The organism is Allobosea sp. TAB14, assembly GCF_052113865.1.
Taxonomy (GTDB): domain Bacteria; phylum Pseudomonadota; class Alphaproteobacteria; order Rhizobiales; family Beijerinckiaceae; genus Allobosea; species Allobosea spartocytisi.
The window spans coordinates 1-17,501 of sequence record NZ_JBFRDQ010000044.1 but is presented as its reverse complement, the minus strand read 5'-3'; the positions used below and the strand labels follow the sequence as shown (position 1 = coordinate 17,501).

The 17,501-nt window shown below is 66.8% G+C and carries 15 protein-coding genes and 1 pseudogene; 8 read left to right on the top strand and 8 right to left on the bottom strand.

The features are described from left to right. Positions 1 to 106: 106 nt before the first annotated feature. The 4 genes from hisS to AB4Y99_RS09025 all read left to right on the top strand — a co-directional run bounded on the left by hisS (position 107) and on the right by AB4Y99_RS09025 (position 4,336). Complete coding sequence (gene hisS / locus AB4Y99_RS09040) at positions 107 to 1,681, top strand: histidine--tRNA ligase (protein WP_441523080.1); 1,575 nt, start codon at positions 107 to 109, stop codon at positions 1,679 to 1,681. 135 nt (positions 1,682 to 1,816) lie between these two features. Next, entirely contained in the window at positions 1,817 to 2,929 is a 1,113-nt protein-coding gene (locus AB4Y99_RS09035; protein ID WP_133562087.1) for an ATP phosphoribosyltransferase regulatory subunit, read from the top strand. Further along, positions 2,926 to 3,699, top strand: a complete 774-nt coding sequence (gene hisG / locus AB4Y99_RS09030) for an ATP phosphoribosyltransferase (protein ID WP_441523079.1) — start codon at positions 2,926 to 2,928, stop codon at positions 3,697 to 3,699. The genes AB4Y99_RS09035 and hisG overlap by 4 nt, the downstream gene beginning before the upstream one ends. A gap of 151 nt (positions 3,700 to 3,850) precedes the next feature. Continuing rightward, entirely contained in the window at positions 3,851 to 4,336 is a 486-nt protein-coding gene (locus AB4Y99_RS09025; RefSeq protein WP_038361233.1) for an META domain-containing protein, read from the top strand. 156 nt (positions 4,337 to 4,492) lie between these two features. Here the strand turns inward: AB4Y99_RS09025 and AB4Y99_RS09020 are convergent, their stop codons facing one another. The 4 genes and pseudogenes from AB4Y99_RS09020 to groES form a co-directional block, all read right to left on the bottom strand. Further along, the gene (locus tag AB4Y99_RS09020) at positions 4,493 to 6,586 is read right to left on the bottom strand and encodes an ABC transporter ATP-binding protein/permease (protein WP_441523078.1); all 2,094 of its coding nucleotides are present in this window, start codon (positions 6,584 to 6,586) and stop codon (positions 4,493 to 4,495) included. A 268-nt stretch (positions 6,587 to 6,854) separates the two neighbouring features. Next, positions 6,855 to 7,964 (bottom strand): annotated as a pseudogene (locus AB4Y99_RS09015) (branched-chain amino acid ABC transporter substrate-binding protein). A gap of 311 nt (positions 7,965 to 8,275) precedes the next feature. After that, the gene (groL, locus tag AB4Y99_RS09010) at positions 8,276 to 9,913 is read right to left on the bottom strand and encodes a chaperonin GroEL (RefSeq protein ID WP_441523077.1); all 1,638 of its coding nucleotides are present in this window, start codon (positions 9,911 to 9,913) and stop codon (positions 8,276 to 8,278) included. Positions 9,914 to 9,961: 48 nt separating this feature from the next. Next, positions 9,962 to 10,249: a co-chaperone GroES gene (gene groES, locus AB4Y99_RS09005; RefSeq protein WP_441523076.1), complete on the bottom strand. Its 288-nt coding sequence runs from the start codon at positions 10,247 to 10,249 to the stop codon at positions 9,962 to 9,964. 219 nt (positions 10,250 to 10,468) lie between these two features. Between groES and AB4Y99_RS09000 the strand changes: the two genes are divergently transcribed. Continuing rightward, positions 10,469 to 10,936, top strand: a complete 468-nt coding sequence (locus tag AB4Y99_RS09000) for a MarR family winged helix-turn-helix transcriptional regulator (protein WP_441523075.1) — start codon at positions 10,469 to 10,471, stop codon at positions 10,934 to 10,936. 145 nt (positions 10,937 to 11,081) lie between these two features. Then, positions 11,082 to 11,564 (top strand): PaaI family thioesterase, encoded by a 483-nt coding sequence (locus AB4Y99_RS08995; protein WP_038361243.1) that lies wholly within the window; start codon positions 11,082 to 11,084, stop codon positions 11,562 to 11,564. Here AB4Y99_RS08995 and AB4Y99_RS08990 read toward each other — a convergent pair. From AB4Y99_RS08990 to AB4Y99_RS08980, 3 genes are all read right to left on the bottom strand, one after another. Further along, positions 11,551 to 12,393 (bottom strand): DMT family transporter, encoded by an 843-nt coding sequence (locus AB4Y99_RS08990; RefSeq protein ID WP_441523074.1) that lies wholly within the window; start codon positions 12,391 to 12,393, stop codon positions 11,551 to 11,553. The two genes, AB4Y99_RS08995 and AB4Y99_RS08990, sit on opposite strands and share 14 nt — an antisense overlap. After that, positions 12,390 to 12,887, bottom strand: a complete 498-nt coding sequence (locus tag AB4Y99_RS08985; protein WP_441523073.1) for a GNAT family N-acetyltransferase — start codon at positions 12,885 to 12,887, stop codon at positions 12,390 to 12,392. The genes AB4Y99_RS08990 and AB4Y99_RS08985 overlap by 4 nt, the downstream gene beginning before the upstream one ends. 63 nt (positions 12,888 to 12,950) lie before the next feature. Then, positions 12,951 to 13,715 carry a sulfite exporter TauE/SafE family protein gene (locus AB4Y99_RS08980; protein WP_185747784.1) on the bottom strand — a complete coding sequence of 255 codons (765 nt, stop codon included), beginning with the start codon at positions 13,713 to 13,715 and terminating at the stop codon, positions 12,951 to 12,953. A 171-nt stretch (positions 13,716 to 13,886) separates the two neighbouring features. Here AB4Y99_RS08980 and AB4Y99_RS08975 point away from each other — a divergent pair, with 171 nt between their 5' ends. Together AB4Y99_RS08975 and AB4Y99_RS08970 are read left to right on the top strand one after the other, a co-directional pair. After that, positions 13,887 to 15,329 carry a lipopolysaccharide biosynthesis protein gene (locus AB4Y99_RS08975; RefSeq protein WP_441523072.1) on the top strand — a complete coding sequence of 481 codons (1,443 nt, stop codon included), beginning with the start codon at positions 13,887 to 13,889 and terminating at the stop codon, positions 15,327 to 15,329. 172 nt (positions 15,330 to 15,501) lie between these two features. After that, a complete protein-coding gene (locus tag AB4Y99_RS08970; RefSeq protein WP_142020235.1) occupies positions 15,502 to 16,311 on the top strand; it encodes a L,D-transpeptidase in 810 nt (269 codons plus the stop codon). A 110-nt stretch (positions 16,312 to 16,421) separates the two neighbouring features. Here AB4Y99_RS08970 and mbfA read toward each other — a convergent pair whose 3' ends face one another. Continuing rightward, on the bottom strand, positions 16,422 to 17,378 hold the full coding sequence (gene mbfA, locus AB4Y99_RS08965; RefSeq protein WP_038361255.1) for an iron exporter MbfA: 957 nt from the start codon (positions 17,376 to 17,378) through the stop codon (positions 16,422 to 16,424). Positions 17,379 to 17,501 lie beyond the last annotated feature (123 nt).

The following is a 17,501-nucleotide window of genomic DNA, read 5'->3' as shown; positions in this document are numbered from 1 at the left end:
GACACGCTTGCTCGTCGCGCCTGTACGGTCTAACCCGCCAGCGTACCCATTCTGGGCAATCTATCCACATGTGGGTAGGTGGCCCGTACCCGAGTTCCGCACGCCCATGTCCGCCGACAAGACCGCCTCTGCCAAGCTGAAAGCCCGCCAGCCGCGCGGCTTTGTCGATCGTGGCCCGGCCGATGTCGCTGCCACCGAGCGCATGCTCGCCGTCATCCGCGAGCAGTTCGCCCTTTATGGCTTCGATCCGGTCGAGACGCCCTTCGTCGAGTACACCGACGCGCTCGGAAAATTCCTGCCGGATCAGGACCGGCCGAACGAGGGTGTCTTCTCCTTCCAGGACGATGACGAGCAGTGGCTCTCGCTGCGCTACGATCTGACGGCGCCGCTCGCTCGCTATGTCGCGGAGAATTTCGACGCGCTGCCGAAGCCCTATCGCGGCTACCAAGTCGGCTATGTCTTCCGCAACGAGAAGCCGGGCCCCGGCCGCTTCCGTCAGTTCATGCAGTTCGACGCGGATATCGTCGGCTCGGGCACCGTCGCGGGCGATGCCGAGATCTGCATGCTCGCCGCCGATACGATGGAGGCGCTCGGCATCAAGCGCGGCGACTATGTCGTCAAGGTCAACAACCGCAAGGTGCTCGACGGCGTGATGGATGCGGCGGGCATCGACCCCGCCGCGCGCCTCACTGTGCTGCGCGCGATCGACAAGGCCGACAAGTTCTCGCTTGAAGAGGTCCGCAAGCTCCTCGGCGACGGCCGCAAGGATGAGAGCGGCGACTTCACCAAGGGGGCGGGTCTGTCCCACGCGCAGACGGATCGCATCATTCGCTATCTGGAGCTCGGCCAGAAGCTCGCGGAGCTGGGCAAAGCCAATGCCGAGGACAGCGAAGGTTCCGCCAAGCTCTCGGCCGAGGCTCTCACCGATCTGCGCGGCCTTGTCGAAGATGCCGAGAATGGCCGCGCCGGCATCGGGGAACTGGAGCAGATCCGGGAGTTGATCACGGTGGCCGGCTATCTCGGGCGGATCATTATCGACCCCTCCGTCGTCCGCGGCCTCGAATACTACACCGGCTCGGTCTACGAGGTGGAGCTGACCTTCCCGGTCACCAATGACGACGGCCAAATCGTGCGCTTCGGCTCGGTCGCGGGCGGCGGGCGCTATGACGGGCTGGTCGGCCGCTTCCGGCCCGAGCCCGTGCCGGCAGTCGGCTTCTCGATCGGCGTTTCCAGGCTCTATTCGGCGCTGAAGGCGGTGAAGTCGCCCATCGTCGATAGCAGGAACGGACTGCCTCTCGTCGTCGTCACCGCGATGGACAACAAGTCGCCGGAATTCATGCCGGGCTATCAGGCGATGGTCGCRGGCTTGCGCCAGGCCAAGGATGCCGAGGGCAAGCCGCTGCTGCGCGCCGACCTCTATCTCGGCTCCTCCGGCTTCAACGCCCAGATGAAATATGCCGACCGGCGCGGCGCGATCTGCGCGATCATTCAGGGCTCGTCCGAGCGCGAGGCAGGGACCGTCGTCATCAAGGATCTGATCCTTGGCGCCGAACTCGCGGCCGCCAGCCGCGACGTCAAGGATTCCGCCGAGCACAAGGCCAAGCAGGCCGAGGCTCAGTTCGCTGTGCCCGTAGCGGAACTGGTCGAGGGCGTGAAGCGGGTGCTGGCGCGACATTCGTGAGGCACTGAGAACCCTCTCCCTGCGAGAGAGGGTTCCGGTCAGCCCTTCGATTCCCATTCACCCATTTCCCTCAAATCCCTCGAAAATCCTCCGCGCCGCTGCTAGGACGACGCTCGCAACAGGACAGGACGACCCGTGCCCGCAAGCCGCGCCAGCATCGAGACCGTGATCGCGCTCTTCGCGGGCGAGGGCTATGGGCATGCCGAACCCGCGATCCTCCAGCCCGCCGACGTCTTCCTCGACCTGTCGGGCGAGGATATCCGCCGCCGCATCTTCATGACGCAGGATGTCGACGGGCGCGACTGGTGCCTGCGCCCTGAATACACCATCCCCGTCGCGCTCGATCACATCGCCTCGGGCTCGACGGAGCCTGCGGCCTATGGCTATGCCGGCCCGGTCTTCCGCATGCGCGCCGGCGAGCCCGGCGAGTTCCAGCAGGCGGGAATCGAATCCTTCGGCCGTGCCGATTTCACCGCCGCCGATGCCGAGATCATGGGACTCACCATCGAGGCGACCGCCGCGCTGGGCCTGCAGGCGCCGCGCATCCTGATGGGTGACGTCGCGCTGCTCGGCGCGCTGCTCGACCGGCTGGCCGTGCCCCAAGGCGCACGCCGGCGCCTGGTGCGCGCCATCGTGCAGGGTAGGGGGACCCAGGCCGTCGAGGCGCTCGATCCTCCGCTCGCCGAGGGCGAGGCCGCCCATGCCGGCCTGCTCAAGGCGCTGGAAGGGCAGGATCCCAAGGCCGCCCGTGCCTTCGTCGAGGATGTGCTCTCCATCGCCGGCATCTCGACGGTCGGCGGGCGCAGCGCCGCCGATATCGCCGAGCGCTTCCTCGCCCGCGCCGCCGAGCGCGAGAATCCGATCAATGGCGACGTCAAGGCGTTGCTGGCGCAGGTGCTGGGCGTCTCGGGCGATCCCGATACGGCCTCCGCCGCGCTCAGGGCCTTGGCCGATCAGGCCTCGCTCGATCTCGGCCGCGAACTGGACGCCTTCGACGAGCGCACCGGCTTCCTGGCCGCGCGCGGGGTCGATGTCGGCGCCATCGGGTTCTCGGCCGGCTTTGCGCGCAATCTCGACTATTACACCGGCTTCATCTTCGAGCTGCACGATCCCGCGCGTGGCGACGGCAAGCCTGTGGCGGGCGGCGGGCGCTACGACAACCTGCTCGGGCGCCTCGGCGCGAAGCGCGCGATCCCCGCGGTCGGCGCCTCCCTCTGGCTCGACCGTCTGGCGGGAGAGACCCCATGACTCAAGCGCCGCAAGCCAATGATGCTCCTCTCGTCCTCGCCGTCCCCTCCAAGGGCCGACTGCAGGAGAACGCCACCGCCTTCTTCGGCCGCGCCGGGCTGAAATTCGTCAAGGCCAGCGGCGAGCGCGGCTACGACGTGCGCAGCATGGCCGATCTCGAGGACGTCGCCTCGACCATGCGCGCCCGCCACGGCCGCAAGCTGCGCGTCGCCACCAAATATGTGAACCTGACCCGCCGCTTCTTCGCTGAGCATGGGCTCGCCGATTACCGCATCGTCGAGAGCCTGGGCGCGACGGAAGGCGCCCCTGCCGCCGGCACCGCCGAGATCGTCGTCGACATCACCACGACCGGCGCGACGCTCGCGGCGAATGCGCTCAAGGTGCTGGATGATGGCGTGATGCTCGCATCCGAAGCCAATCTGGTCGCCTCGACGCGGGCGCCCTGGGGCGATCGCGCCAGGGCTGCGGCCAGGACGATTCTCTCCCGCATCGCGGCGGAGGAGGAGGCGCGCACGGTCCGCGAAATCCGCGCCAGGTTAGACCTCGATGCGTCGGCGCTGGCTGCGCTGACCGAGCGTTTCGGGGCGCGGCTGCCCTTTGGCGCACCGGCCGCGGGGGCGCCATTGACCCTGCATTGCCCGGACAAGGCGGTCTTCGCGCTGGTCGAGGAGCTCGACCGCAAGGGCGCGGACGACATCACCGTCACCGCGCCGACCTATGTCTTCCGTCGCGCGAACCGGCTGCTGGAGCGGCTCGACGCCCGGATCTGAACGCATAACCGGCCATCCGGCTGTGCGCTTTCCGGCGCAGCAGCCTTGAWCCTGAACCAATTGGCATCTACGCGTTTAACCATGAAGGGGTCCGCGGCCCATTTGATCCTGGATCGAGGCGGCCGCGCGCGTGAATGCAGGTAAGACGAAGATGACTCGACGCCTTGGCCTTGCGGCCGTCCTTGCTGCGCTGGTTGCACCGATGCTGATGCCGGGAGAGGCCGCCGCGCAGCGCCGCCAGCAGATGCCGTCCCGCGAGGAGCTCGGCGGTGGCGGCACGGCGATTCCGCTGCCGCAGCAGGAGAAGACCTTCCCGATCGGCGCGAGCTGGAGCGTCATCGAACTCAACGGCAAGCCGGTCTATGATCGCCGGGCCACCCTGATGATCGACGCAAACCTGCGCGGCACCGGCTTCGGCGGCTGCAACACCTTCTCGGCCTCTGCCTATCCGCTGCGCCAGCAGGCTCTCGCGGTCGGGCCGATCGCGCTGACCAAGCGCTCCTGCGACAAGGGGCTGCTCGATTTCGAGCGCTCCTTCCTGACGACTTTGCGCGCCACCCAGAAATGGGACCTGGTCAATGGTCGCCTGGTGCTCAAGGGTAGCGCCGGCGAATTGGTGCTCAGCCGCACGCTCTGAGTTCTTGAGCCGACAGGCTCGGGCTCAACCGGACCATTCTCCCGACGCCAATCGCCCAGCAACAGCGGACTGAATATGATGTTCAGTCCGCTGTTGCTGGGCTTTGTTCTTGCGTCGGCCTCTCCCAAAACCGCATGCCGCTGCTCGGGCTGACGATCAGGCGACCGGCGCCTTTTCTGTCGGCGTCGGTGTGAAGGTGCCGTCGGCATTGGGCTCCATCGTCACGATGGCATCGTGCATCTCGCGCAGCGTTGCCCGATGGCCGATCGAGACGATGCGCGTCTCCGGCAATTCCGTGTCGATGGTCGCGTAGATCTCGCCTTCGAGCTTCTCGTCGAGCGAGGCGGTCGCCTCGTCGAGGAAGAGCCAGTCCGGCTTGCTCAGCAGGGCGCGGGCGACCGCCAGCCGCTGCTGCTCGCCGCCCGAGAGACGCTGGCCCCAGAGATCGACCTCGTCGAGCCTGTCGGCGAGATGGCCGAGCTTGACCTTCGCCATGGCGGCGCGGATCGCGGCGTCGTCATAGGCGCCTTCCTCGGCCGGGTAGGCGAGCGCCGCACGTAGCGAGCCCTGCGGCAGATAGGGGCGCTGCGGCAGCAGCATGATCTGCRCATCCGCCGGGATTCCGACCTTGCCGTCGCCGAAGGGCCAGATGCCGGCGATGGCGCGGAACAAGGTCGACTTGCCCGAGCCCGAAGGGCCGATCAGCAGGGTCGAGCGCGCCTGGCCGAAATCGAGCCGCTCGAACCGGACGATCGGCTGGCCGTTCGGCAGCGACAGCACCGCCTTGCCGACATGCAGGCCGCCGTCGCGCGACGTCTCGCGGCTCAGCGCCTCCTCGCTGATCGCGCCGTGCTGCGCATCGGCGATCGCTGTCTCGAAGGAGGTCAGGCGGTTGATCGAAGCGAGGTAGGAAGCGATCGAGGAGTAGCTGTTGATGATGAAGGACAGCGCCGTCTGCACCCGGTCGAAGGCGCCCGACACCTGCTGCAATATGCCGAGCGTGATCGTGCCCGCGAAGAAATACGGTGCCAGGATGATGGTCGGGACGACCACGCTGGCCTGGTTGTAGGAAAAGGTGAAGGCGGTGAGCTTCAGCCGGCGCCAGACCAGCCGGTAGAAGTTCTCGACGATATCACGGAAGCGCTGGGCGAGGTGGCTGCGCTCCGTCGGCTCGCCGACCATCAGCGCGATCTGCTCGGAATATTCGCGCAGGCGCGCCAGGGAGAAGCGGAAATTCGCCTCCCGCTTCTCCTGCTCGAACTCGAGCCGGATCAGGGGGCGGCCGATCAGGTGGGTCAGCCAGGTCGCCGCCGCCGCATAGAAGAACGCCACCCAGAAGATGTAGCCGGGGACCGCGAAGGAGGTGCCGGGCAGGGTGAAGGCGACGGGGATGTTCCAGAGGATGATCGAGAACGAGACCAGCGTGGAGATCTGCGAGAGCAGAGGCAGTGCGAAATTATAGGTCTGGTTGACGAAGGCTCGCGTGTCTTCGGCGATGCGCTGGTCGGGGTTGTCGACGCTGCCGACCAGGGCGATCCGGTAATGCGTGGCGTGGCTGAGCCAGCGCTCGGTGTATTCGCGCGCCATGAACTGCCGCCAGCGGATCAGGATCGTGTAGTTGGCGAACAGCTCGATCAGATTCGAGACGACCCAGATCGTTGCCCAAGGCACGAACACCCAGAAGATCTGATACCAGAAGCTCGGCGCGTCCTTGTTCTGCAGCGAGTCGAACATGTCGCGGCTGAAGAACGAGATCCTGAGCGAGATGCCGACCTGGAGCTGGTTTATGACGACCAGGAAGACGAGGAGCGCGACGGCGAGCCGTCCGAGCCGGATCTGGTAGGGGCCGATCGGCCAGAGATTGGCGGTGGTCACCTCGTCGGTTTCGAAGAAGGGCGAGGCGAGCCGCGAGATGCGTGCGATCACCGGTACGAAGGAGATCGCGTAGATCAGGACGCCGAAGACGCCGACCGTGGTCGGCAGGCTGGTCGGAATCGCGGGAATGCCCAAGGGCGCCGGCCACAGCCCGGTCTGGGCGAGCAGCGCGGCCGCGCCGAACAGCACATATTCGATGGCGAAGACGCCGGAGAAGATGCGCAGGAAGAACGTCAGCGCCGGGGAGCGGAAGGTCACCACCGCCAACAGCAGGCCGATGACGCCCATGCCGATGATGGCGGCCGATTGGGCCGAAGCGCCGACCGCCAGCGCGGCGGCCGCCATCACGGCGACGAGAATGCTCAACAGGCGCATGGGCTGAAATCCTGGCGGGAAACGGTGAAAGCCACGATTCGGACCATGTCGCAGCGCCGATGGCCTTTCAATGGCAACGCGCGCAGATGAGCAAATTGTCATCCGCCGGAGAGGCGGACAACAGCGTGATATTACCCAGCGAGGTGGCTGTTTGCGGCCACCCGGAGCGCTCCAATCGAGAGGTCATCCCGGGTCAAACTGAGATTGCCTAGGATGACCCGCGCCCCGAAAAAAGGCGAAGCGGGCATGACCCGCTTCGCCCTCTGTCTCACTCCGCCGCGACGATCTTGCCGGCGTCCCACTTGTACATCGAGAAGCTCGGCGAGCTCAGATCGCCCGTCTTGCCATAGGTCAGCGTGCCGATGGCGGTCTTGATCGGCATGCCCGATTGCAGCGCCTTGGCCGTGCCCGAGGCGTCGGTCGCCTTGCCCACCTTCTCGATGCCGGCCTACAGCACCTCGACCGCGGCATAGGCATTGAGCGTGAAGGCTTCGGGCGGGATGCCCTTCTCCTTCAGCGCGGCGACGGCCTGCGCCGAATCCGGGTTCTTCAGCGCGTCGGTGGCGTTGGTGAACAGCGTGCCGGTGGCGTGGTCGCCGCCGATTGCCGCGAACTCGGTGTTGGAGAGACCCTCGCCGCCGATGATCGTCGCCTTGACGTTGGCATCGGCGAGCTGGCGCGAGAGCAGGCCGCCCTCGGGGTGATAGCCGCCGAAATAGATCACCTCGGCACCGGCCGACTTCAGGCGCGTGATCACGGCCGAGAGGTCCTTCTCGCCCGGCGTCAGCGAGAGATAGGCCACTTCCTTGAGCCCGCCCGCATTGATGCCCTTCTGGAAGTTGTCGGCGAGGCCYTTSCCGTAGGTGCCCTTGTCGTGGACGATGGCGATCTTCTTGTCCTTCAGGGTCTTCAGCACATAGGCGGCGGCGACTTCGGCCTGCTGGTCGTCGCGGCCGCAGGTGCGGAAGACGTTGGTGAGGCCGCGGCTGGTCAGCGCCGGCGAGGTCGCGGTCGGCGTCACCATCAGCACGCCGCTTTCGGCGAGTGCGTCGGACGTTGCCATCGCGACGCCCGAGGTCACCGGGCCGACGACGAACTTCACCTTGTCGCCGACGAGAAGATTGGCGGCCGAGACGCCCTGCTTCGGGTCGCCCGCATCGTCGGCGAGCTTGAGCACGAGCTTTTCGCCGAGCACGCCGCCATTCTTGTTGATGGCGTCGACGGCGGCCTGGGCGCCGTTCTTGACCTGCTCGCCATAGGCGGCGACGGGGCCGGTCAGCGGTGCGATCAGGCCGATGGTGATGTCGGCGCGAGCGATCTGCGACGCCAGCAGCGTGGCGGTGAAAGCGACGCCTGTGAGGAATTTGGAGGTCTTCATGGGCCTCTCCCGATCGGTTTTTGCATGTTCGCGCATCCGTTGCGGAGGCGCTTGCCGCTTTTATAGGCGAGGAGAGGGGATGATGACATCTCATCGGCTCCCGAGCGGGCCGCTTGAGACGCATGGCCGCAGGGGGGCGTCGRCTCCCTCGCTTGCTGCTTTGGAAAATCACGCAAACGAAAAAGGCCCGGCTTGCGCCGGGCCTTCTCGATAGCTTGCGAGAAGCTGGACTTTCCTCAGAAGTCCATGCCGCCACCGAAGCCGGGCTTGCCCGGCTTCGGCACTTTGACGCTTTGGGCGTCTGGACTTCCTCAGAAGTCCATGCCGCCCATGCCGCCGCCGCCCATCGGGGGCATCGGAGCTTCCTTCTTCGGCAGGTCGGCGACCATGGCCTCGGTGGTGATCAGCAGGCCCGCGATCGAAGCCGCGTCCTGGATCGCCGTGCGCACGACCTTGGTCGGGTCGATGATGCCGGCCTTGACCAGATCGCCRTAYTCGCCGGTCTGGGCGTTGTAGCCGTAGGTGTAGTCCTKCGACTCCAGCAGCTTGCCGAYCACGACRGCGCCRTCRYCGCCGGCRTTSTCGACGATCTGGCGGGCMGGSGCSRTGATCGCCTTGCGGACGATCTCGACGCCGGTCTTCTGGTCGTCGTTSWSGGTCTTGATCGACTTGACGGYCTGGAGCGAACGCAGCAGGGCGACGCCGCCGCCCGGCAGGATGCCTTCTTCSACCGCRGCGCGGGTSGCGTTCAGGGCATCGTCGACGCGGTCCTTCTTCTCCTTGACCTCGACCTCGGTCGCGCCGCCGACGCGGATCACCGCGACGCCGCCGGCGAGCTTGGCCAGACGCTCCTGGAGCTTCTCACGGTCGTAGTCCGAGGTGGTCTCCTCGATCTGGGCCTTGATCTGGCCGACGCGAGCCTCGATGTCCTTCTTCTTGCCGGCGCCGTCGATGATCGTGGTGTTCTCCTTCTCGATGCGCACCTTCTTGGCGCGGCCGAGCATCTGGAGGGTCACGGTCTCGAGCTTGATGCCGAGGTCTTCCGAGATCATCTGGCCGGCGGTCAGGATCGAGATGTCCTCGAGCATGGCCTTGCGGCGATCACCGAAGCCCGGAGCCTTGACGGCSGCGACSYKCAGGCCGCCACGSAGCTTGTTGACGACSAGCGTGGCCAGGGCCTCGCCCTCGACGTCYTCRGCGATGATGAGCAGCGGCTTGCCGGTCTGCACGACSGCYTCSARSAKCGGCAGCATCGCCTGGAGCGAGGACAGCTTYTTCTCGWRGATCAGGAYGTAGGGGTCKTCCARCTCCGCGAYCATCTTCTCGGWGTTGGTGATGAAGTACGGCGAGAGATAGCCGCGGTCGAACTGCATGCCCTCGACGACGTCGAGCTCGGTCTCGGCGGTCTTGGCTTCCTCGACGGTGATGACRCCCTCGTTGCCGACCTTCTKCATCGCGGTCGAGATCATCTTGCCGACCGACTCGTCGCCGTTCGCCGAGATGGTGCCGACCTGCGCGACTTCCGCGTTGGACGTGACCTTCTTGGAGTTCTTCTTGAGGTCGGCGACGATGGCCTCGACGGCSAGRTCGATGCCGCGCTTCAGGTCCATCGGGTTSATGCCGGCCGCRACMGMCTTGGCGCCYTCACGGACGATCGCCTGGGCGAGAACCGTGGCGGTGGTGGTGCCGTCGCCGGCATGGTCGTTCTGGCGCGAAGCGACTTCGCGGACCATCTGGGCGCCCATGTTCTCGAACTTGTCGGASAGCTCGATCTCCTTGGCGACGGTGACGCCGTCCTTGGTGATGCGCGGAGCGCCGAACGACTTCTCGATCACGACGTTGCGGCCCTTGGGACCGAGCGTGACCTTCACGGCGTTGGCGAGGATATCCACGCCGCGCAGCATCTTGTCGCGGGCTTCAGTGCCGAATTTGACGTCTTTGGCAGCCATGAGAGCTACTCCTTGAACTTGAAACGGAAGAGAGCGGTCAGGCGGCTATCAGCCGACGACGCCCATGATGTCGGAYTCCTTCATGATCAGGAGRTCCTGRCCRTCGATCTTGACCTCGGTRCCSSWCCAYTTGCCGAASAGSACGCGGTCGCCSWYCTTGACGTCGRGCGGMACGAGCTTGCCGGYCTCRTCGCGCGCGCCGGAACCGACGGCGATGACCTCGCCCTCCTGGGGCTTTTCCTTGGCGGTCTCGGGGATGATGATGCCACCCTTGGTCTTCTCTTCGCCATCCAGGCGACGGACCACGACGCGGTCATGCAAAGGACGGAACTTCATGGTTCTGTCTTCCTCTCGGTCTTATTCGTTTCGGGCGCCGCTGATGGGCTCCCGGGGGAGGCTGTTAGCAGTCACCTGTCGGGAGTGCTAACAGATAGCGCGGAGATAGGCGCGGGTGTCCGGAGAGTCAAGAAAGCCGCGAGCGATAAAGTGAACGCTCCGGACGCAGCCCTTAGCCTTCCGGCTGCGGTAAAGGGCAGAACACGTTAAGATGGCGACATGACGACATCCGCGACCCCTCCCGCGCCCGACCCCCGTCTCGATGACATCGCCCGCTCCTGCGTGGCGCTGCACATCCGCATGACGGCGCGCGCCGTCACCCGCGCCTATGACGAGGCGATGCGGCCGAGCGGGCTGAAGATCACCCAGTTCGTGCTGCTCTCGGCGCTGAGCACCGGGCAATGGAAGTCGGTCACCGAATTGGCCGAGCGCTTCGCACTGGAGCGGACGTCGCTGACCCGCAATCTCCAGCTGCTGGCGGCCGAGGGCATGGTCGAGCCGGTTGAGTGCCGCGGCCGCGCCTCCGTCTATGCGGTGACGGAGAAGGGCCGGGCTGCGATCGCGGCGGCGATCCCGTTCTGGCGGGCGGCGCAGGACAAGATCGAGGGCGGCTTCGGCGAAGAGCGCTGGCGCGAGACCCGCGACGGGCTGAAGGCGCTGCGCCGCGCGGCACGCGAGACACGCTAAGAACCTTGCCTGAAAAATACGGCACTCCTCAGGATGAGGGCTTTAGAACACGTCTCCCGCTTTTCGCGGCATGATCTCCGGCGGCCCGGTTGACGGTACAGCTAGGCCCTCTCTATCGTGCAGATACACGATTGGAGAAGCGGCCATGGATCGAACCTTCGGAGTGGTGTCCCGCGAAGTGCTGACCGCCGGCGACGGCCTGAGCTTCCTGCGCGGTATCATCGATGGCTCGCAGCCGGCCCCGCCCTTCGCGCAGACCATGGATTTCGACCTGGTCGAGGCGGATGAGGGCCGGGTCGTCTTCGTCGGCCGGCCGTCGCCGCGCTTCTTCAACCCGCTTGGCACGATCCATGGCGGCTGGACGGCGACGATCCTCGATTCCGCCATGGCCTGCGCCGCGCATGCAACGCTGAAGCCGGGCGAGGGTTACACCACGCTGGAGATGAAGCTGAACTATGTCCGCCCGGTCATGCCGGAGAGCGGCACGGTCCGCTGCGAGGGCAAGCTGATCCATCGCGGCGGCACGGTCATCACGACCGAGGGCAAGCTCGTCGATGAGCGCGGCAAGCTGCTCGCGCATGGCACCGAGACCTGCGTCGTATTCCCGGCGAGGCCTAGCGCCGGCTGACTGCCACCGCTCCCGCTACGATCAGCACCGCCCCGGCATAGGTCGTGTAGAGCGGCACCTCGCCGAAGAGGTGGAAGCCGAGCAGGCTCGCCCAGATCAGCGCAGTGTATTCGATCGCCGCGAGCTTCGAGGCCGCCGCCCGGGCATAGGCCGAGGTCAGCGTCAGATGACCGGCGACGCCGAGGATACCGGCGCCGAGATAGATCGCGAGGTCGATCGCCGCCATCGGCACGAAGACGGTTGCCGCCGGGATGGCGAGGCAGAGAGCAGGGCCGACATTCTGGAAGGCGACGATCACCGTCGGGTGCTCGCGCATCGCGATGCGCCGCAGCAGGATGAGGTTGAAAGCATAGCTCACGGCCGAGAACAGGGCGGCGGCGACGCCGAGCCCCGCGCCACTGACATGGCCCTGCAGCCGCGGCCAGACCATCACCAGCATGCCGGCGAGGCCGAAGGCGAGCGCCTGCAGCACGCGCTTGTCGATCTTCTCCTTGAGCAGGATGCCGCCGAGCAGCGCGACGAAGACCGGSGCGAGGAAGGASAGSGTMAGCGCCTCSGCCAGMGGCAGCACCGAGAYSGAATAGAARAAGCTGCCGGCGGTGAGCACSACSAGCGGSAYGCGSRCGASATTGCCGATCAGGCTGTCGCGCGTCGGCCTCGCGGGCCGGGCGATCGCCAGGACGACGAGCGCGCAGAGCCCGCCCATGGCGAAGCGCATGAACAGCGCCAGCACGAAGGGATGCTTGTGCATCTGCCCCTTCAGCACCGCGTCCATGGCGGTGAGCAGGGCGATGCCCAGGGCGGCGCGCAGCGCCGTCGACCAGGTCATGACACGCAGCTGAGCGGCTTGCGGAAATGATATTCCCAGGTGGCGGAGACGTCTGCGAGATAGCGCTCGCCCGGCCAGCGCCGGAAGCCGAGCTTCTCGTAGAACCGATGGCCGCGCGCGAAGCGCGTGTCAGACCACAGCATCATCTCAGCAAAGTTGCCTGCCTCGGCGAAAGCCAGCGCCTCCGCGAAAAGCGCCTGCGCCAGCCCCGTGCCGCGAAAGGCCGGGTCGGCWTAGACCTTGGTGAGCTCGACGGCGTTCTGCTCGGGCAGTGGCGTGGCGCCGAGCGAGCCGGCGATGCCGCCATCCGGCGCATCGACGATCCAGAGCTTGCCGCCCTTGTTGGCGAAGGCCGTCRCCGGCTGCCGCAGCTCCGGGAATTCCTCCCAGACGAAATGGCAATTCGGATATTCGGCGAAGCTCGCCGCGATCAGCGTGGCGAGAGGCTCGGAATCGGTGTCGCGGGCAAGGCGGATCGGCGGGAGCGCGGTCATGACGACGGCTCTAGGGATAAACCGGTATCGCGCCTAGAGGGGCCGCCGCATTCCGCCATGCCGCTATCGCATCAGGGCGAGCGCAGCATCGGCGGTGAGCTTCAGCGCGGCGACTGCGAGCAGGGCGTAGCACCAGAAGAACAGGGCCTTCTGCTCGAGCCGATCGTGCAGCACGCGCCCGAGCCAGATCCCGATCGGCACGGCGGGAGCCAGCGCCAGCGCGCCCCAGAGCGCCTCGGTATGTTTCAGGCCGAGGCTGAAATAGGGCGGCAGCTTTAGCCAGTTGCCGAGGGTGAAGATCGCCACCGTCGTGCCGACGAACAGGGTTTTCGGCAGGCCGCGGGCGAGCAGATACATCGCGACCGGCGGTCCGCCGGCATGGGCGACGAAGGTGGTGAAGCCGGAGGCCGTGCCCGCGGCGAGCGCCAGCCCCGGTGAAACCGGGCGGTTGCCGGGTGGGGCGAGGCGCCCTTTCAGGAACCAATGCGCGGTGAACAGCAACGTCACGACACCGATCATCAGGTTGACGATGCGCGGGTCGATGCGGACGAAGACGAGATAGCCAAGCCCGATGCCGAGGACGAGGCCCGGCAGCAGCCAGACCAGGTCGGGCTTCGACCAGGTGTCGCGCCCGAAGCGCTGCAGCGCCATCAGGTCCATCAGCGAGACCAGCATCGAGACCATGATCGCGGCGTTCTGCGGTGTGGTGACCATCGCCAGCAGCGGAATGCCGAGGATGGCAAGGCCGCCGCCGAAGGCGCTCTTGCCGATGGCGATGATCAGCGTCGTCACCCAGCCGACGAGATAGAAGGACAGCGGCTCAGGCATCAGGGCCCCGATCTCGCCCGAGACGCGGCCAGCACCCGGCTCCTTCCGCTTGGAAAACCATCCGCGCCCCGCTACGCCATGTTTCGCCGAGCTTCCCGACTTGTCGGCGAGTCGCAAGGGCGTTGGCCGCATGGGCGTCGCGAGGGAAAACAAGGGGATGACCGAGACGCGATGACCGTCCTGCTGCCCTTCCTCGTCAACGCGGTGCTGAATTTCGCTCTCGGCCTGCTGATCGCGCTGTTCCTCGGCCCTGAGGCTTTCGGCCTCTATGCGATCGGCGCGGCGCTGGTCGTGCTGGTCAACACGGCGGCGCTCGACTGGCTGAAGCTCTCGGCCGTCCGCTTTTATACGGCGCAGACGCGTGTGAGCGATCCCGGCATCCGCTCCACGCTGGACCTGCTTTTTGCGGGGGCCGCTCTGGTGCTGTGCGTGTCGCTCGGGATCGTGCTGCTCGCGGGCTTCGATGGCGGCGTGCCGGTTGCCCTGCTCGTCGCTGCCGTTCTGGCCGGCATCGGTGCCGGCTGGTTCGACTATCACGGTGCCATCGCGCGGGCGCGCTTCCTCGATGCCGCCTATGGCCGCCTCATCGCCGTGCGCGCCGCCATCGTGCTGGTCCTGATGGTCGGCGGCGCCTGGCTGACGCGCGATCCGGTTGTCGTGCTGCTTGCGGGGCTTGCGGGGACCATCGCCTCGGTGCTCAGCGTGCGCGGCCGGCTCTCCGACGGGCCGCTCGCCATCGCCGGGGCGCGCATGGATCTGGCACGCGCCTTCCTGCGCTACGGCCTGCCGCTCGTCGCCGGAAACGCGGTCTATTCGCTGATCCCGCTCGCCAATCGCAGCCTGCTTGCCGAGGCGCACGGCCTCGCGGAGTCCGGCTATTTCTCGCTCGCCTCCGATATCGGCCTCAGGCTTTTCCCGATGCTGGCGTCGATGCTCGAGATCGTGCTGTTGCGCGAGGTGATCCGCCTCGACGAGACGCGCGGGCGCAACGCCGCCCAGAAGCGGATCGCCGGCAACATGGTGCTCATCTTGGCCGTGGTCCTGCCCGCCGCGCTCGGCTTCTGGCTCGTGCTGCCGGCCTTCGAGGCGCTTTTCGTCCCGGCGGCGTTCCGCGGCCATTTCGCGGGCTACATGGCGTTGCTGCTGCCGGGCTTCGCCGCCATCGCCCTGTTCCAGGCGGCGATCTATCCGGTTTTCCTGCTCCAGAAGCGAACCCTGATCGCGGCGATCGTCGCGCTCGCGGGGCTCGCGGTGAATCTCGCCCTCGTCTCCGGCCTGCTCGGCACCGCGTCGCCCTCGCGCTTTGCCATCGCGCAGAGCGCGGGATTCCTGGTCGTGCTGCTGGTGACGGCTCTCGTCGCCTTGCGCTCCCTGCCGAAAACGCCCCCGCCGCGCGATATCGCCTGCGTCCTGCTCGCGGGGGCCGTCATGGCGCTGGCGATCTGGCCGCTGCGGAACCAATTGCCGCCGGTGCTCGAACTCATCCTCCAGATCGGGCTGGGCGGGCTCGTCTACGCCGCCATCATCCTCGCCTGCGACGTCGCCCGCTGGCGCACCGGGCTCAGGTTGCGCTGGCTTGCCCGCAAGACGCGGCCTCCGCGCGGTTCTGCCTGACCTGCACGCGGAAAGCTTTCCTTCACCCTGTCTCTTGGCAAGGCACTAAGGTTAATTCCGCGAATTCGCGCCTTTCGGCCCTGTTGCAGGCCGAAAGAGTCAACGATTCACCATTCCTTCGAGACCGTTCCGCAGGCTTTCGGGCAAGTCTTTCCGTTGAGAGAGTTGTGTCATGCGTCGAGCGTTCATCCTCTCCTGTCTGGCTGTCGCCGGCAGTCTGGCCGTGGCCGATCCCGCCGCCGCGCAAGGATATGGCTATCGCGGCCCCGACGATCCGATGCTGCAGGCGCAGCGCGGCCGCTCGAACTATGGCGGCGGCTTCATCGAGATGCTGATGACCGGCCGCGATCCGACGCCCGCGAGCCGTGGCGGCGCGGTCTATAACCGGCCGGGCGGCTATGCCTATGGCCAGGCGATGCAGGCGCCCGCCGGCTACGGCGCCGATCCCTTCGCGGAAACGCGCCGCCCGCAGCCCGGGCGGCAGGTCGCGGCCTTGGGCCAGCCGGTCGAGCCGCAGGCCGGCATCCCCTATGTCGTCGAGCCGCGTTTCCGGAAGCAGGAGGTCGCCTATGACGGGCCGCATCGGCCCGGCACCGTCATCGTCGACACGCCGAACCGCTTCCTTTTTCTGGTTCAGCCCGGCGGCCGGGCGCTGCGCTACGGCATCGGCGTCGGGCGTCCGGGCTTCTCCTGGGCCGGCACAAAGACGGTGACGCGCAAGGCCGAATGGCCGAGCTGGACGCCGCCGGCCGAGATGATCAAGCGCCGGCCCGACCTGCCGCGTTTCATGGCGGGCGGCCCCGAGAACCCGCTCGGCGCTCGCGCCCTCTATCTTGGCTCGACGCTCTACCGCATCCACGGCACCAACGAGCCGAACACCATCGGCCGCGAGGTCTCCTCGGGCTGCATCCGCATGACCAATGACGACGTCATCGACCTCTACGGCAAGGTCGGCGTCGGCGCGAAGGTCGTCGTGATCTGAGGGCGCACGCCAAGGTTCGGGAGCTGGTTTGAGAAGCCTTGAGTTCTCATCCTTGAAGACGGCCCTTGCGGGCCTCTTTGGGATGAGGGCTATCGAGACAAAGGGCGGCCCTAAGAACTGCCGATCAGGATGCCGACGGCCAGCACGGCGAGGCCGCCGAGGATGATCTGCACGATCGCCGAGGCGAAGGGCGTTTCCATGTAGCGGAAGCGCACCCAGGCGATGATGACGAGCTCGCATGCGACGACGACGCCGGCGATGGCCGTCGCCAGCCAGAAATCCGGAATGAGATAGGGCAGGGTATGCCCGAGCCCGCCGATGGCGGTGGCGATGCCGCAGGCGGCGCCGCGCACCCAGGGGTGGCCGCGACCCGTGACCACGCCGTCGTCGGAGAGCGCTTCCGTCAGCCCCATGCTGATGCCGGCGCCGATGGAGGCGGCGAGGCCGACGACGAAGGCGTTCCAGGAATCATGTGTCGCGAAGGCGGCGGCGAAGATCGGCGCCAGCGTCGAGATCGAGCCGTCGATCAGTCCGGCCAGCGCCGGCTGGACGATCTGCAGGACGAAGAGGCGCTTGCGCGTCTCCTCCTCCTCATCGGCCGCGCCCGAGCTCTTGAGCTCGTCGTCGAGCCGTTCCGCCATCTTCTCATGGCCGCGCTCGGCCTCCGCCAGATCGGCCAGCAGCTTCCGCGTGCCGGTGTCATGCGCCCGCTCGGCGGCGCGCGCATAGAAGCGGCTGGCCTCGACCTCCATCACGGCGGCGTGGCGACGCGCCGCCTCTAGCTGCAGATCCTCATGCAGCCAGATGGGATTGCGCTTGAGGAAGCCTTTCACGTCCTGCCGCGTGATCAGCGGCAATTCGGTGCCGAACCGGCTCTCATACTGCGCCAGGAGCTGGTGGCGATGGCCGCTCTCCTCGGCTGCCATTTCCTCGAACATCGCGGCGGAGTGGGGATAGTTGGCCCGCAGCCTCTGCGCGAAGGTCAGATAGATGCGCGCGTCCTCCTCCTCGCTGGCGACGGCGAGGGCAAGGAGTTCGGCTTCGTCGAGATCGTCGAGGCGCTTCATGGCGGATCCATAGATTAGAATTATTCTAACCTATCCTCGGCGCATCGGCTTGTGAAGCCCTTCGGCAGCAAAAAGCCCGCCTCCTGGAGGCGGGCTTTCAGGTCGTTCAGGGAGCTGTCAGAC

Coding starts and splice junctions, on each gene's coding strand:
- AB4Y99_RS09025 (WP_038361233.1), top strand. CDS start 3,851: ATGACTCGACGCCTTGGCCTTGCGGCCGTCCTTGCTGCGCTGGTTGCA.
- mbfA (WP_038361255.1), bottom strand. CDS start 17,378: ATGAAGCGCCTCGACGATCTCGACGAAGCCGAACTCCTTGCCCTCGCC.
- AB4Y99_RS08970 (WP_142020235.1), top strand. CDS start 15,502: ATGCGTCGAGCGTTCATCCTCTCCTGTCTGGCTGTCGCCGGCAGTCTG.
- AB4Y99_RS08995 (WP_038361243.1), top strand. CDS start 11,082: ATGGATCGAACCTTCGGAGTGGTGTCCCGCGAAGTGCTGACCGCCGGC.
- AB4Y99_RS08980 (WP_185747784.1), bottom strand. CDS start 13,715: ATGCCTGAGCCGCTGTCCTTCTATCTCGTCGGCTGGGTGACGACGCTG.
- AB4Y99_RS09000 (WP_441523075.1), top strand. CDS start 10,469: ATGACGACATCCGCGACCCCTCCCGCGCCCGACCCCCGTCTCGATGAC.
- AB4Y99_RS08975 (WP_441523072.1), top strand. CDS start 13,887: ATGACCGTCCTGCTGCCCTTCCTCGTCAACGCGGTGCTGAATTTCGCT.
- hisG (WP_441523079.1), top strand. CDS start 2,926: ATGACTCAAGCGCCGCAAGCCAATGATGCTCCTCTCGTCCTCGCCGTC.